We start from the raw sequence: 13,820 nt of genomic DNA on the forward strand, positions 1-13,820 counted from the left end.
CCGGCGCCGGGCGTTCCCCCGGTATGGTCGATCCCCCCCTTACTGTCCCGCCAGTTCGGCGGACCGGACACGCAGGATATCGTGCCGCGCCAGGGCCTGCCATGTGGCGTCGGGGTCGGGATCGATCCCACGGCAGGCATCTTCGACCACGATCGTTTCAAAACCAAGGGCTTTCGCGTCGATGGCGGTGAAGGCCACGCAATAATCCAGCGCCAGGCCGGCGATGAAGATTCGCGTGATCCCCAGCCCCCTCAGCCAGTCCTCCAGCCCCGTACGGGTGGTCCGGTCGTTGTCGAGGAAAGCGGAATAGCTGTCGACGTCCTGCGCGCGGCCCTTGCGGATCACCAGGCCGATCCGCGTCTGGTCCAGCGACGCCGCCAGCTCCGCGCCCGGGGTGCCGGCGACGCAATGCTGCCGCCAGGGGCCGGGCGGCCGGGCGGTGGCGAAGGATGCATGACCGTGCGGGTGCCAGTCCTGGCTGGCCGCCTGCTGGCCGAAGGGCAGGCGCGTCAGGTGGTTGATGACGGGAATGACGGCGTCCCCCTCGGGCACCGGCAGCGCGCCGCCGGGCAGGAAATCGTTCTGCAGGTCGATGACCAGAAGGGCATCATGCGCGGTCACGTGGATCACGGTCGGGCCTCCTCGCGCGGGGCGGTTTCGAGACAGGGATGGCACGATCCCGCCCGCCGGGCTATCGGAAGATAAAGGGGATGGAGAGGCATGCGCATGGCGGGGGATCGGGGCGGCGGATGGTATCCGCTGATGCTGTCGGCGGATCTGGAGCCCGGCACCGTGGCCGGCTGCATCCTGCGGGGCCGTGAACTGGCGGTCTGGCGGGACGGGGCGGGGCAGGCGCATGTCTGGGACGATCGCTGCCCGCATCGCGGCATGCGGCTGAGCCTGGGATTCGTGCGCGAGGGCACGCTGGCCTGCCTGTATCACGGCTGGCGCTTCGGGGCCGGGGGGCGCTGCGTGCATATCCCCGCCCATCCCGACCTGACGCCCGCCGCCACGATCCGTGCCGCGCCGTTGCGGGCGGTGGAACGTCACGGCCTGGTCTGGACGGCGCCGGAGGACGGCGAAAGCAGCGCCCCGCAGGACGATCCGGCGATGGACGCCGTGGAGTGGACGCCCGTGCGTTCGCTGCGCATCGACGCCCCCTGGGGGAACGTGGCGACGGCGATCGGGATGCCGGACGGATGCCGGGTGGCGGTGCTGGACCGTGACGTCGCTGGGCCCGTGCTGGCCGCGATCCTGCCGGTGGATGGCACGCGCTGCATGCTGCACCTGCTGGCGGGTGGTCCGGCCGACCGGGGCGGCGACCGGGGCCGGCTGCACGATCTGGCCGACTGGGCGCAGGATGTGTGCCGGCGGATGGAGGAAACGGCATGAGTGCGCTGGTGCTGCATGACGATGAACTGGACGAGGAGTGCTATCGGGCCCGGCTGTTCCTCTCGCTGCTGGGGCTGAAGGCACGCATTGTGGCGGTGGATGTGGTGCCGGGCGGCCTGCAGGATTCCCCGTCCTTTCGTGCCGTCAGTCCGGCGGGGCTGCTGCCTGTGCTGCGGATCGAGGGGCAGGAAATCTGCGGTGCCGGCGCGGTGCTGCTGGCGCTGGCGCACAAGCGCGGAAACTGGCTGCCGGACGACCCGGCCGCCTTCGCGCAGGTCGCGCACTGGCTGCATTTCGCGTCGGGCCCGCTGCGCCCCGCGATCGCGGCCCGGCGGGCCAGCCTGTTCGGCGGCGGCGAACCCGATGCCGCGCTACAGCGGCAGGGCGAGGCCGCGCTGCGGATCATGGAGGACCATATGGCCCATCGACGGCTGGATGGCGGGGCCTGGTTCGTGGGCGACACGCCCAGCGTGGCCGATATCGCCCTGTTCCCGTCCTTCGCCCTCAGCCGCGACTGGGGCGTGGACCACGCCTTCTACCCCGCGCTGCGGCGCTGGATGCGCGCGGTGCGGACGGTGCCGGGATTCGTCGGTATGTCCGGCATCCCCGAATATGCCTAAAAGGCTGTTTCAAAAGCCCCGCTGCCAGCGATCCGCCGTGTGTTTCCTGCGTTCCACTTCGCGCCTGTGCCCCTCGTAAAAGCAATCTCATCAGGACGACAGATTCGTCACTCCAGGTCTTGCGAATCATAACGTCCGCGTATGTCACTTTATGGCGCAAGCACCGAATATGTCCTGCACAGCCTTCTCTGGCTCGTCGGCAATCCCGAGCCTGTCAGCAGCCTCGATCTGGCGGACCTGCAGAACATTCCCGCGGCGTTTGTCGCCAAGCTTCTTCCCAGGCTCGAAAAGGCCGGCCTTCTTGAAGCTTCCGAAGGGTTGAGGGGTGGATACAGGCTGGCCAGACCCGCCGAGGACATCAGCGTGCTGGCCGTCGTCGACGCCGTTGAAGGCAGAAAGAGCCTTTTCAACTGTCAGGAAATCCGCGGACGCTGCGCCCTGTTCGACGAGCGGCCGCCACGATGGGCGACGCAGGGCGTTTGCGGCATTCACGCCGTCATGCTGCGGGCCGAGCAGGCCATGCGGCAGGAAATGGCTCGGACCTCGCTCGCCGATCTGGCCAGATCCGTTCGGGACAAGGCGCCGCTTCCGTTTCTGGGAGACGCACAATCATGGTTCGACGAACGCGTGCAGACCCGCCGCACCAGCAAGGTCAGACAACGAAGGCGGCCGGACACGCCCTGACCCGCGGCCATTCTCCTGCAACAGGACAATCGAATATGCGCAAGTTCATCGCTCTTGCCGCTATGGCAGCAAGCCTCTGGGCCTCTCCCCTCCATGCGGCGACGACGGTCACGCCCCTGCTCGTCCATGATCTGCCAGGCATCCCCGGCAAGGAAGGCGCCATGCTGACGGTCGACTATGCGCCCGGAGGTTCGGACCCGATCCACAGGCATAATGCTTCGGTATTCGTCTACGTGCTGAAGGGAAGCATCACCATGCAGGTCGAAGGTGGCGCTCCCGTCACCCTGAAGGAAGGGCAGACCTTCTTTGAAGGACCGAACGACGTTCATCTCGTAGGGCGCAATGCCAGCCAGACGGAGCCTGCCCGTTTCCTTGCGTTTTTTGTCAAGGACAAGACAGCGCCCTTCGTCTTTCCCGTACACTGACCCATGGGGAATCAGGCCATGAAAGTTCTTGTCGCCGGTGCCAGCGGAGCGCTGGGCCGTCCGCTGATGACGCGTCTGCGAAACGCAGGGCACGAGGTCTGGGGGCTGGCTCACCGCCCCGAGAGCCTCAAGGCCGTCGAGATGCTCGGTGCCCGTCCCGTGAAGGGCGATGCGCTCGACCGGTCCGGCATGTTCACACTTCTTGAGCAGATCCGTCCGGAAGCGGTGATTGACCAGCTCACCTCTCTTCCCGCCAGCCCCTTCGATTTGCCCAGGCGCCTTCCCGCCGACCGTAAGCTGCGTCTTGAAGGTGGCGGCAACCTGTTTGATGCCGCTCATGCATGCCAGGTACGGCGCTACATCCAGCAATCCTGCGGTTTCTATCTGGACGGTGACGGCGGCCTGGCGACGGAAGCATCGCCCCTGAGAATCGGTGCGCCCGGCAATATCGGAGAGAGCGCCCGTATGTATGCGGCCTTGGAAAATCGGGTCCTGGGTGCGCATTCAATGGAAGGTGTAGGGCTGCGATATGGATTTTTCTACGGACCCGGAACCTGGTACTGGCCGGATGGTGCATTCAGCACGCACCTTTCCCGGGGCGAAATCTCCCTTGTCGGCGCAGGAAGCAGCACATTTTCGTTCATTCATGTGGATGATGCCGCACAGGCTACCGTGGCGGCTTTAACGGCGGCAGCCGGGCTCTATAACGTCGTCGATAGCCAGCCAACAAAAATGGCCGAATGGTTGCCGGCCTACGCAAACTGGATCGGAGCAGAGGCGCCCTCCGATCTGGGCGAGCAAGAGGCCCTGCGCCTGATGGGCGAGGAAAGCGTCTATTACCAGAACAGCCTGACGGGTGCATGCAATCGGAAAGCCCTGGAGGTATTGGGCTTCATGCCGCGGAGACTCCCCTGGCTCGACAGGTAGATCGAAGGATATTCCCTGTCACGTCAGCAACGTATTCGACGCGATGGCATTCGACTTGCCGGGATCAATCATATTTTTAGATAGGATAAGCGTCTTTCCGGACAGGATTCAGTCGGCCTCGGCGCGCCTCGGGCGCCGCGTGACCAGGAGCTGATTGATGCGGAAGCCTTCGACGTCGACCACTTCGAACAGGAAGTTCGCGGCCTCGACGCGGTCGGCCTTGCGGGCCATGCGGCGCAGGCGGTGCATGATGAAGCCGCCGATCGTATCGAAATTGTGGCTGTCGGGCAGCGTCGCGATCCCGAGTTCGCGGATCACGTCGCCGATCGGGGCCGCGCCGTCGATCAGCCACGAATTTTCGTCGCGGCGCACGATGGCCTGTTCCTCGAACGGGTTGGCCAGCCCGTCCATCAGCGCGCCCATGATGTCCTTGAACGTGATCAGCCCGACCACCAGCCCGTATTCGTTCACGATCAGCGCGAAGCCCGCGCCGTGCGTGTCGAACTGGGCCAGCGTGTCCCACAGATTCAGCGTATCGGGCAGCGACAGCACGTCGCGCCGCATGCGCGAGATCTGGCGCGCGGCCGGCAGGACCGTGCCGGGGGTGGCGGTCGGCGCGTCCTCGACCACGGCGGCCAGCACGTCCTCGGCGCGGATCGAGCCGATGACGTTGTCCAGCCCGCCATTGCACAGCGGATAGCGCGAATAGGGCTTGGCGCGGACCTTGTCGCGCTGGCTCTCGGTGCTTTCCTGCACGTCGAGGAAGACGATTTCGTCGCGCGGGGTCATGGCCGAGGTCACGGACCGGTCCTGCAACCCCAGGACGTTCTGGATCATCTGGTGTTCCTGCTCCAGCAGGATTCCCGATGCGGTGCCGGCGGCCAGGATCGCGCGCAGGTCCTCGGGCGTGACCGGTTCCACGGCCGAGGCCGCCGGGATCCTCAGCGCGCGCAGGATGACGTCGGAGATTTTCGAGAAGATCCAGACGGCGGGAAACAGCACCCGCAGGGCGATGGCGGGGAACCAGCCGATGGCCAGCGCCACGCGGTCCGGCGCGTTCATCGCGATCCGCTTGGGCAGCAGGTCGGCGAACAGCACGAACAGGCCCGTCACCAGCAGGAAGGACGCGGTGGAGGCCACGTCCGCCGCCAGCCCCGCCGCCAGGCCGGCCGAATGCAGGATCAGCGCCAGGGGCGGGGTGATCAGTTCGCTGCTGATGACGCCGCCCAGCACGCCGACGGCGTTCAGGCAGATCTGCAGCACCGTGATGACCTGCCCGCTGTTGCGGCGCAGGCGCAGGAAATTCACCGCCCTGGTGTCCCCGGCCTCGGCCCGGGTGCGCAGCCTGACATCACGCGCGGCGGCGAACGAGATTTCCGACAGCGAGATCAGGATGCTGACGGCGATCAGCGCGATGATGGCGATCAGGCCGGCCAGAAGAATCACGACCGGCCCCCTACGCGCGCGTCACGATGCATCCCGCACGGCGCGGCAGGCCCGGACGGGGGAAGGGGACGGCTGGCCCCGGCGACAGAATATTTCATGCACCGCGCAGTCTAGCGCAAATCCAGCACCTTAGGCCAGCCGAGGCATGGCGGGAAATCGGGGATGAGAGGAACGCAGATCCCGCTGTCGGTCCGTAAACGTGGTCTGGTGGGTGAGAGTGCCGCGAAGCGGCACGTCCGGCGTGTGTCTGCGAGCACCGGAGCGGAGCGGCCTTGATGGCCGTGAGCACCGGAGCGCAGCGGACGCGCGTCGGATCGCCACCAGAGCGCGTTTACGGACCGACAGGGCCGATACCGGCCAGTTCGCGCCAGCCTTCCTCATCCAGCGTGTCGATTCCCAGTTCGGCGGCCTTGCGGGCCTTGGAGCCCGCATCGGCGCCCAGCACCACCAGATCGGTCTTCTTCGAGACGCTGTCGGTGACGCGGGCGCCCAGCCGTTCGGCGATGGCCTTGGCCTCGGGCCGGGTCATGGTCGTCAGTGTGCCGGTGAAGACGACGGTCTTGCCCGACAGATGGCCCTGGGCCGGCAGGTCCTCGTCCTCGATCGCCGTCAGCATCGCCGTCAGGTCGTCCAGGGTTTCCAGATTGTGCGCCTCCATGAAGAAGGCGGCCAGTTCGTCCGCGATGGCGCCGCCGATCCCGGTGATCGAGCCCAGCGCCAGCCGTTCGTCGGACCCGATGGTGGTGGCGCGCAGCATCTGTTCGCGCCAATGCGTGTACGATCCGTAATGCCGGGCCAGCAGGCGTGCATTGCTGGTGCCGATGCGGCGGATGCCCAGCGCGTAGATGAAGCGCGCCAGCGGGATGGTCTGGCGGGCGCGGACCGACGCGGTCAGGTTGCGGGCCGAGACCGTGCCCCAGCCCTCGCGCGTCGCGATGTCGGCCTCGTGGTCCGGCAGGCGGAAGATGTCGGCCGGGGTCTTCAGCAGCCCGTCGGCATGGAATTCGGTGATCGTGCGTTCGCCCAGCCCGTCGATGTCGAACGCGTCGCGCGAGACGAAATGGATCAGCCGTTCGACGACCTGCGCCGGGCAGGTCAGGCCGCCGGTACAGCGCCACACCACCTCGCCCGGCGGCCGCTCGGCGCGGGCGCCGCAGATCGGGCAGGTGTGGGGGAAGATGAACGCCTCGCCGCGCGGCGGGGCATCCGCGCCGGGCGGCACCACGCCCAGGATCTGCGGAATGACGTCGCCCGCGCGCTGGATCTGGACCAGGTCGCCGACGCGGACGTCCTTGCGGGCGATCTCGTCCTCGTTGTGCAACGTCGCACGGGTGACGATGACGCCGCCGACATTGACCGGTTCCAGGATCGCCACCGGGGTCAGCGCGCCCGTGCGGCCGACCTGGATGTTGATCCGGGTCAGGCGGGTGATGGCCTGTTCGGCGGGGAACTTCCACGCGATCGCCCAGCGCGGCGCCCGGCCGACGAAGCCCAGCCGGTCCTGCAGGGCCAGGTCGTCGACCTTATAGACCACGCCGTCGATATCGTATTCCAGCCCCGAGCGTTCGCGGGCGATGCGATCCATGAACGCTTCCGCCGCCTCGGCGCTTTCGACGACGCAGGACAGTGGATTGACCGTGAATCCCCACTGCCGCAGCCGCTCCAGATAATCCCAGTGGGTGTCGGCCACCCGGTCCGACGAAAACCCCTGGGCATAGGCGAACAGCGACAGCGGCCGGCGGGCGGTGATGTTGGGATCGAGCTGGCGCAGCGACCCCGCCGCCGCATTGCGCGGATTGGCGAAGGGTTTCTGTCCGGCTTCGGCCTGGGCGGCGTTGATCGACAGGAAGGCGGGCTTGGACAGGAAGACCTCGCCCCTGATTTCGATCAGCGCGGGGGCCGGGCCCTTCAGCCGCAGCGGCACGTCGCGCAGCGTGCGCAGGTTGGCGGTGACGTCCTCGCCCTCCGTCCCGTCGCCGCGCGTGGTGCCGCGCACGAAGCGGCCGTGCTCGTAGGTCAGGCTGATCGACAGGCCGTCGATCTTGGGTTCCGCGACGAAGCGCAGGGCGCGGGCCTGATCGTCGTTCAGGCCGAGGAAGCGGGCGGCGCGGGTCACGAAGGATTCGAAATCCTCGCGGCCGAACACGTTGTCCAGCGAGAGCATCGGCACCAGGTGGCGATGCCGGCCGAACGCGGCGGAGGGCGCGCCGCTGACGTGCAGCGAAGGGCTGTCCGCGCGGCGCAGATCGGGGAAGCGGGCCTCGATCGCCAGGTTGCGCTGGCGTAGCGCGTCATATTCGGCGTCGGTGACGGTGGGGGCGTCGTCCTCGTAATAGGCGCGGTCCAGGGCGCGGATCTGCTGGGCCAGACGCTCCAGTTCCACCATGGCCTGGGGTTCGGTCAGTTCGGACGGGTCCAGCCTGGCGAGATCGGGGGCGGGATCGTGTGCGCGGGACATGGCGATATTAACCTTGCAGAAGACTGTCCGCCGCCGCCCGCGCGGCCTCGGTGATCGTGTCGCCGGCCAGCATCCGGGCAATTTCCTCGCGCCGCTGTGCCGCCGACAACGGCTCGGCCCGGGTTTCGGTTCGGCCCTTGGTCACCGATTTGCTGATGCGCAGGTGCGCGTCGCCCCGGGCCGCGACCTGCGGGCTGTGGGTGACGACCAGCACCTGCACGTCATGCCCGACGCGGGCCAGCCGGTCCCCGATGGCCGAGGCGGTGGCGCCCCCCACGCCCGAATCGACCTCGTCGAACACCAGGGTCGGTACGGCGGACCGGCCGGCCAGCACGACCTTCAGCGCCAGCATCAGGCGCGACAGCTCGCCGCCCGATGCGACCTTGGCCAGCGGGCCGGGGGGCTGGCCGGGATTGGCGGCGATCTGGAACGCCGCCTGTTCGCGCCCGCGCGCGGTCCACGCTTCGGGCGGCAACGGGGGCAGCGAGACGAAGAAGCGGGCGCGTTCCAGCCGCAGCGGGCGCAGTTCGGCGGTCACTGCCTGTTCCAGGCGCCGCGCCGTCGTCTCACGCGCGGCGGACAGCCGGCCCGCCGTGTCCTCGAAGCGTGCGCGCCGGGTGCGGACCGCCTCCTGCAGGGCGCCGATCCGGGCGTTGCCGGAATCCAGCGCCGCCAGCCGGTCGGCGAAGGCCGCCAGCAGGCCCGGCAGTTCGGGCACCGACACGCCATGCTTGCGCGCGGCGGCGCGCAGGGCGAACAGCCGTTCCTCGGTCTGTTCCAGCAGGTGGGGGTCGGATTCCGCGTCGGCGGCCAGGCGCGAGAGCAGGGTTTCGGCCTCGCCCAGGGCTTCCTCGGCGCGTTCCAGGGCCGCCAGCGCGTCATGGGCCAGCCGGTCGGCGCCGCCGGCCGCCGCATCGTCCTCGCCGGCGGCGGGCAGCAGGCGCTGCAGGGTCCGGCTGGCGCCGCGCAGGGCGGCGGCGGGGCCGGTGGCGCGGCGGTCGCGCGGCGACAGTTCGGCCAGCGCCGCCGCAATGGCCTCGCCACGCCGTTCGCCCTGTTGCAGCGACTGGCGCAGGCCGGCCAGATGCGTTTCCTCGTCCTCCTGCGGGGCCAGGCTGGACAGATCCTCGACCGACTGGCGCAGCCAGTCTTCCTCGCGCGCCGCGTTTTCCATCGCGGCCTGGGCGGCGGCCAGTTCGGCCGTGGCCTCCATCCATGCGCGATAGGCGGCGGCGGTATCGGCCCGCAGGTCGGCCGGCACGCCGAAGGCATCCAGCAGGTCCAGATGCGTGGACTGGTCCGCCAGCCCCATCTGTTCGTGCTGCCCCTGGATTTCGACCAGCAGCGACGCCGCGCGGCGCAGCAGGGTCACGCCGGCCGGCTGGTCGTTGATATAGGCGCGGGACCGTCCATCCACCGTCACGATCCGGCGCAGCACCAGCGGGTCGCGCGGGTCGTCGATCAGGATACCCTGTTCGGCCAGCAGGCCGGGCAGCGGATGGCCGGGGGCGAGTTCGAAGCAGGCGGTGACGCTGGCCTGCTCGGCCCCGGCGCGGACCAGCCCCGCGCTGGCGCGCTCGCCCAATGTCAGGCCCAAACTGTCCAGCAGGATGGATTTGCCCGCCCCGGTTTCCCCCGTCAGCACCGTCAGGCCGGGCGAAAACGGCAGGTCCAGCCGTTCGATCAGGACCACGTCGCGGATCGAGAGATGAGTCAGCACAACGTCGTCCGCCCGTAAACGCGCGCTGGCGGCGATCCGAGGCGCCTTTCCTGTGCTCCGGTGCTCACGGCCCACACGGCCGCTCCGCTCCGGTGCTCGGAAACGCACGCCGGGCGCTCCACTGCGTTCCGCTCTCGCTCGTCAGCCCACGTTTCCGGGCGGACGCCTGGAACACCGTAAACGCGCGCCGGCGGCAATCCGAGGCGCGTTTCCTGAGTTCCGTTCTTGTTCACCGGCCTATGCTTCCGGACAGGCGCTTAGAAGACCGAGTGCCACATGCGCGAGAAGAAGCCGCGTCTGGCCGGCGTGGCGCCGGGCGGCGGCGGGGCATTTTTCGCGTGCGTGTCGTCAACGGGCGTGGCCGGCGTGGTGTCGGGGACCGAGCCGGGCAGCGGGGCGTGGGGGTCCAGCAGGTTCTTGCTGCGCAGCATGTTGTAGCTGAAGCGGTACCATTTGCTGCCCGGATAGTTATAGGACAGCACCGAGGCCGTGCGGCGCGCCTGGTCCGTCAGGCCCAGATCCAGATACACCTCGACCAGACGCTCCAGCGCCTCGGGCACGTGGTTGGTGGTCTGGAAATCCTGCACCACGCGCTGGTAGCGGTTGACCGCGCCTTCGTAATTCCGCTGTTCCTCGTAGAACCGGCCGACCAGCATTTCCTTGCCGGCCAGATGGTCGCGGCACAGATCGACCTTCAATTGCGCATCGCGGGCATAGGGCGATTGCGGGAAGCGGGTGATCACCTCTTCCAGCGCGTTCATGGCCTCGACCGTGCCCTGCTGGTCGCGCTGCACCTCGGCCACCTGCTCGTAATAGCACAGGGCCCGCAGGTAGAAGGCATAGGCCGCGTCGGCGCTGGTCGGGTGCAGTTCCAGGAAGCGGTCCAACTGCTGCACCGCGTCGGCGTATTTGTCCTGCAGGTAGTTCGCGTAGCCTTCCATGAGCTGCGCGTTCGCGACATAGCCGGAATAGGGATAATTCTGCTGCAGGACCTCGAATTCCGCGGCGGCCAGGGCATAGCGCTGGTCGCGCAGGGCGTCGATGCCGTTATTGTAGAGCGTTTCGACAGGCGGGACATGGGATTCCATGTCGTTGATCGCCTTCTTGTCGCCGCCGCAGGCCGCCACCGACAGGATCAGGGCCAGTGATGCGAATCGGGCGGCACGGAGGCCGTTCGAACGGTCAGCGAAATGATATCGAATTCTGCGCAGGGACATGCCGGCTCTTCCAGTTCGGTCTGCCTTATATCATGCGGCGGGCCGTGGTGAAGGCCATGGCGTCGTTTTCAATGCAATCCGGGGTGATACGGCCCGGTAGAGCCGGCCTGGAAACGTGGTCTGGTGAGCGAGAGTGCCGCGCAGCGGCACGCCCGGCGTGTGTCTGCGAGCAGCGAAGCGGCCGTGTCGGCCGTGAGCATCGAAGCACAGCGGATGCGCGTCGGGTCGCCACCAGCGCGCGTTTACAGGCCGACTCTAGGCCGCCGCACGCAGTGCGGCCTGGGCACGCTGCGCGCGGGTGTGCATGCGCCAGGCCGCACGGTCGGCGAACAGCGCGCGCAGCAGCCGGTTGTTCAGCGCGTGGCCGGATTTGTGGCCGGTGAACAGGCCGTTGATCGCGCCGCCGGCCAGGTACAGGTCACCCACCGCGTCGATCATCTTGTGACGGACGAATTCGTCGGGCCGGCGCAGGCCGGACGGGTTCAGAACGCTGGCGCCGTCCACCACGATCGCATTGTCCAGCGAGCCGCCGCGCGCCAGGCCCGCCCGGTGCAGGGCCTCGATTTCCTGGCGCAGGGTGAAGGTCCGACAATTGGCGATTTCGGCACGGTAGCCCTGACGGTCCAGACGGGTCGCAAACGTCTGCTCGCCGATCGCGGCGGCGGGGAAGTCGATGGACAGGGTCAGCGACAACCCGCCCTCGCGGCCCGGGCGCAGTTCGGCGAAGGCGTCACCCTCGGTCACGCGAACGGGGCGCAGGACGTCGATCGCGGTGCGCGGGGCGGCCTGTTCCGCCAGGCCCGCGCAATCCAGCAGGAAGATGAAATCGGCCGCCGAGCCGTCGAAGACCGGGATTTCCGGCCCGTCGACATCGATCAGCACATTGTCGACGCCGCTTCCCGACAGGGCGGACATCAGATGTTCGATGGTGGCGATGCGCAGCGCGGGGTCCGTGGCATCGCCGATGACGGTGCTCAGCCGCGTATCGACGACATGGTCGAACCGGGCCGGAATGGTGCGGTCGTCCAGGTCGGTGCGCCGGAAGACGATGCCGGTATTTTCCGCCGCCGGATGCAGCGTCAGGCGAATGCGCCGCCCGGTATGCAGCCCGACGCCGATGGAGGAAATGGAATTGCCCAGCGTATGCTGCCGCGCCGTGCGTACCGCCGCGCGCGCGGGGGCGGGGCTGCCGGACGAGGTGGCACCCGAGGGGGCGCTGCCAGAAGATACACCGACAGAGGACACAGTATCATGCCCCGGAATTGCCAGCATACCGTCCATCGCGTGTCCCTCGCGTTGTTCTTTATTCAGTCGCTAAAAGAACGACAGCCTAATTTGTAGCGTCGGGGTGGTGGACAGGCGAGTCAATGTTTGTTGCCGACTGTTACGGGTTAAGAACCTGAAACAAAATGAAAAAAAGCCACGATGCCTGGGGCATCGTGGCGGATCGCCATCAGGACCGGCGCCGGCTGCTGCTGTCAGGACTGGCGGCGCAGGAAGGCCGGGATGTCCAGACCGACCTCGTCGGCCGTGGCCTGGCGGACGGTGGCGGTGGGCTCCTGTTCCGGCAGCACGGGCTCGGCACGCTGGGGGGCCGGCGCGGGGGCGGCCCCGCGGCGCAGCACGCCGGTGACGATGTTGAACAGGCTGTTGCCCCGCTGGCCGGCCGGCGATGCGTCCTGCGGGCGCGGCGGTTCCGAGAACAGCGGCGAGCGGGGCGAGGGCCGGGCGCCCGGCGCCACGTGCTGCGGCGTGGAATGGGGCGACGGCGCGGGCACGGGCCCGGTGTTCATGAAGTTCGGGGTGGGGTGGCGCGGGGCGGGCTGCCCCCCGGCATGGGCCGCTGCCGGATCGGGCGCCACGGCTTCCTGCACCGGGGCGCGGTCCGTTGCCGCGTCCGGTTGGGGGGCGGCTTCGGCCTGCACCGGTTCGGCAACGCGGACCGGCGGGGTGTCGATGCCGGTGGCGACGACCGACACCCGGATGCGCCCGTTCAGCGATTCGTCGATCGCCGAGCCGAAGATGATGTTCGCGTCGTCGGCCACTTCCTCGCGGATGCGGTTGGCGGCCTGATCGACTTCGTACAGCGTCATGTCCTCGCCGCCGGTGATGTTGATCAGCAGGCCGCGCGCGCCGGCCATCGACGTGTCTTCCAGCAGCGGGTTGGAAATCGCGTCCTCGGCCGCGGAAATGGCGCGGTTGTCGCCATCGGCCTCGCCGGTGCCCATCATCGCCTTGCCCATTTCGGCCATGACGGTGCGGATGTCGGCGAAATCCAGGTTGACCAGGCCCGGCGCCATCATCAGGTCGGTCACGCCGCGTACGCCCATGTACAGGACGTTGTCGGCCATCTTGAACGCGTCCTTCCAGCTCGTCCGCTCGGTGGCCAGGCGGAACAGGTTCTGGTTGGGGATGACGATCAGCGTATCGACGTACTGCTGCAGTTCCGCGATGCCGGCATCGGCGGATTTCGACCGGCGCGCGCCCTCGAAGGTAAACGGCTTGGTGACGACGCCCACGGTCAGGATGCCGCGTTCGCGCGCCATGCGCGCGATCACCGGCGCCGCCCCCGTGCCCGTGCCGCCGCCCATGCCGGCGGTGATGAACACCATGTGCGCGCCGTCCATGTGGCGGGCCAGCTCATCGGCCGCTTCCTCGGCCGCCGCGCGCCCGATCTCGGGCTTGGCGCCCGCGCCCAGGCCCTGCGTCAGGTGCGGGCCAAGCTGGACGCGGCGGTCGGCCTTGCTGTGCGACAATTGTTGCGCGTCGGTATTCGCGACGACGAATTCCACGCCCTGCAACTGGGACTGGATCATGTTGTCGACCGCGTTCGTGCCGCCCCCGCCCACGCCGATCACGGTGATCCGCGGCGTGAAGTCGGAATGAAGCTGCTGCGGAATGCTGAGGTTGAGGGTCATGGGCGTCTCCCGG

The 13,820-nt window shown here is 68.3% G+C and carries 12 protein-coding genes; 5 read left to right on the forward strand and 7 right to left on the reverse strand.

Translation table 11 applies throughout. The features are described from left to right. Positions 1-39: 39 nt before the first annotated feature. Positions 40-630 carry a bifunctional nicotinamidase/pyrazinamidase gene (gene pncA, locus GDIA_RS15820; protein WP_012554784.1) on the reverse strand — a complete coding sequence of 197 codons (591 nt, stop codon included), beginning with the start codon at positions 628-630 and terminating at the stop codon, positions 40-42. Between the two features lie 96 nt (positions 631-726). On the opposite strand from pncA, the gene GDIA_RS15825 reads away from it, so the two are divergent. The 5 genes from GDIA_RS15825 to GDIA_RS15845 all read left to right on the forward strand — a co-directional run bounded on the left by GDIA_RS15825 (position 727) and on the right by GDIA_RS15845 (position 4,048). Next, on the forward strand, positions 727-1,392 hold the full coding sequence (locus GDIA_RS15825; RefSeq protein ID WP_012554785.1) for a Rieske 2Fe-2S domain-containing protein: 666 nt from the start codon (positions 727-729) through the stop codon (positions 1,390-1,392). Next, on the forward strand, positions 1,389-2,012 hold the full coding sequence (locus tag GDIA_RS15830) for a glutathione S-transferase family protein (RefSeq protein ID WP_012554786.1): 624 nt from the start codon (positions 1,389-1,391) through the stop codon (positions 2,010-2,012). The genes GDIA_RS15825 and GDIA_RS15830 overlap by 4 nt, the downstream gene beginning before the upstream one ends. 141 nt (positions 2,013-2,153) lie before the next feature. Beyond that, positions 2,154-2,696, forward strand: a complete 543-nt coding sequence (locus GDIA_RS15835) for an RrF2 family transcriptional regulator (RefSeq protein ID WP_012554787.1) — start codon at positions 2,154-2,156, stop codon at positions 2,694-2,696. A gap of 35 nt (positions 2,697-2,731) precedes the next feature. Further along, complete coding sequence (locus GDIA_RS15840) at positions 2,732-3,121, forward strand: cupin domain-containing protein (protein ID WP_012554788.1); 390 nt, start codon at positions 2,732-2,734, stop codon at positions 3,119-3,121. An 18-nt stretch (positions 3,122-3,139) separates the two neighbouring features. Next, positions 3,140-4,048, forward strand: a complete 909-nt coding sequence (locus tag GDIA_RS15845) for an NAD-dependent epimerase/dehydratase family protein (protein ID WP_012554789.1) — start codon at positions 3,140-3,142, stop codon at positions 4,046-4,048. A 108-nt stretch (positions 4,049-4,156) separates the two neighbouring features. Here GDIA_RS15845 and GDIA_RS15850 read toward each other — a convergent pair whose 3' ends face one another. From GDIA_RS15850 to ftsZ, 6 genes are all read right to left on the reverse strand, one after another. Beyond that, positions 4,157-5,494 (reverse strand): hemolysin family protein, encoded by a 1,338-nt coding sequence (locus GDIA_RS15850; protein WP_012227616.1) that lies wholly within the window; start codon positions 5,492-5,494, stop codon positions 4,157-4,159. A gap of 331 nt (positions 5,495-5,825) precedes the next feature. After that, positions 5,826-7,952: an NAD-dependent DNA ligase LigA gene (gene ligA / locus GDIA_RS15855; protein WP_012554790.1), complete on the reverse strand. Its 2,127-nt coding sequence runs from the start codon at positions 7,950-7,952 to the stop codon at positions 5,826-5,828. Positions 7,953-7,959: 7 nt separating this feature from the next. Further along, a complete protein-coding gene (gene recN, locus GDIA_RS15860) occupies positions 7,960-9,672 on the reverse strand; it encodes a DNA repair protein RecN (RefSeq protein ID WP_012554791.1) in 1,713 nt (570 codons plus the stop codon). 257 nt (positions 9,673-9,929) lie between these two features. Next, positions 9,930-10,889 (reverse strand): outer membrane protein assembly factor BamD, encoded by a 960-nt coding sequence (locus GDIA_RS15865; protein ID WP_012554792.1) that lies wholly within the window; start codon positions 10,887-10,889, stop codon positions 9,930-9,932. Positions 10,890-11,144: 255 nt separating this feature from the next. After that, entirely contained in the window at positions 11,145-12,170 is a 1,026-nt protein-coding gene (gene lpxC, locus GDIA_RS15870; protein ID WP_012227610.1) for a UDP-3-O-acyl-N-acetylglucosamine deacetylase, read from the reverse strand. A 197-nt stretch (positions 12,171-12,367) separates the two neighbouring features. Next, positions 12,368-13,807 carry a cell division protein FtsZ gene (gene ftsZ, locus GDIA_RS15875; RefSeq protein WP_012554793.1) on the reverse strand — a complete coding sequence of 480 codons (1,440 nt, stop codon included), beginning with the start codon at positions 13,805-13,807 and terminating at the stop codon, positions 12,368-12,370. Positions 13,808-13,820: the final 13 nt, after the last annotated feature.

Origin of the sequence: Gluconacetobacter diazotrophicus PA1 5 (assembly GCF_000021325.1) — a bacterium.
In the GTDB taxonomy this organism is placed as follows: domain Bacteria; phylum Pseudomonadota; class Alphaproteobacteria; order Acetobacterales; family Acetobacteraceae; genus Gluconacetobacter; species Gluconacetobacter diazotrophicus.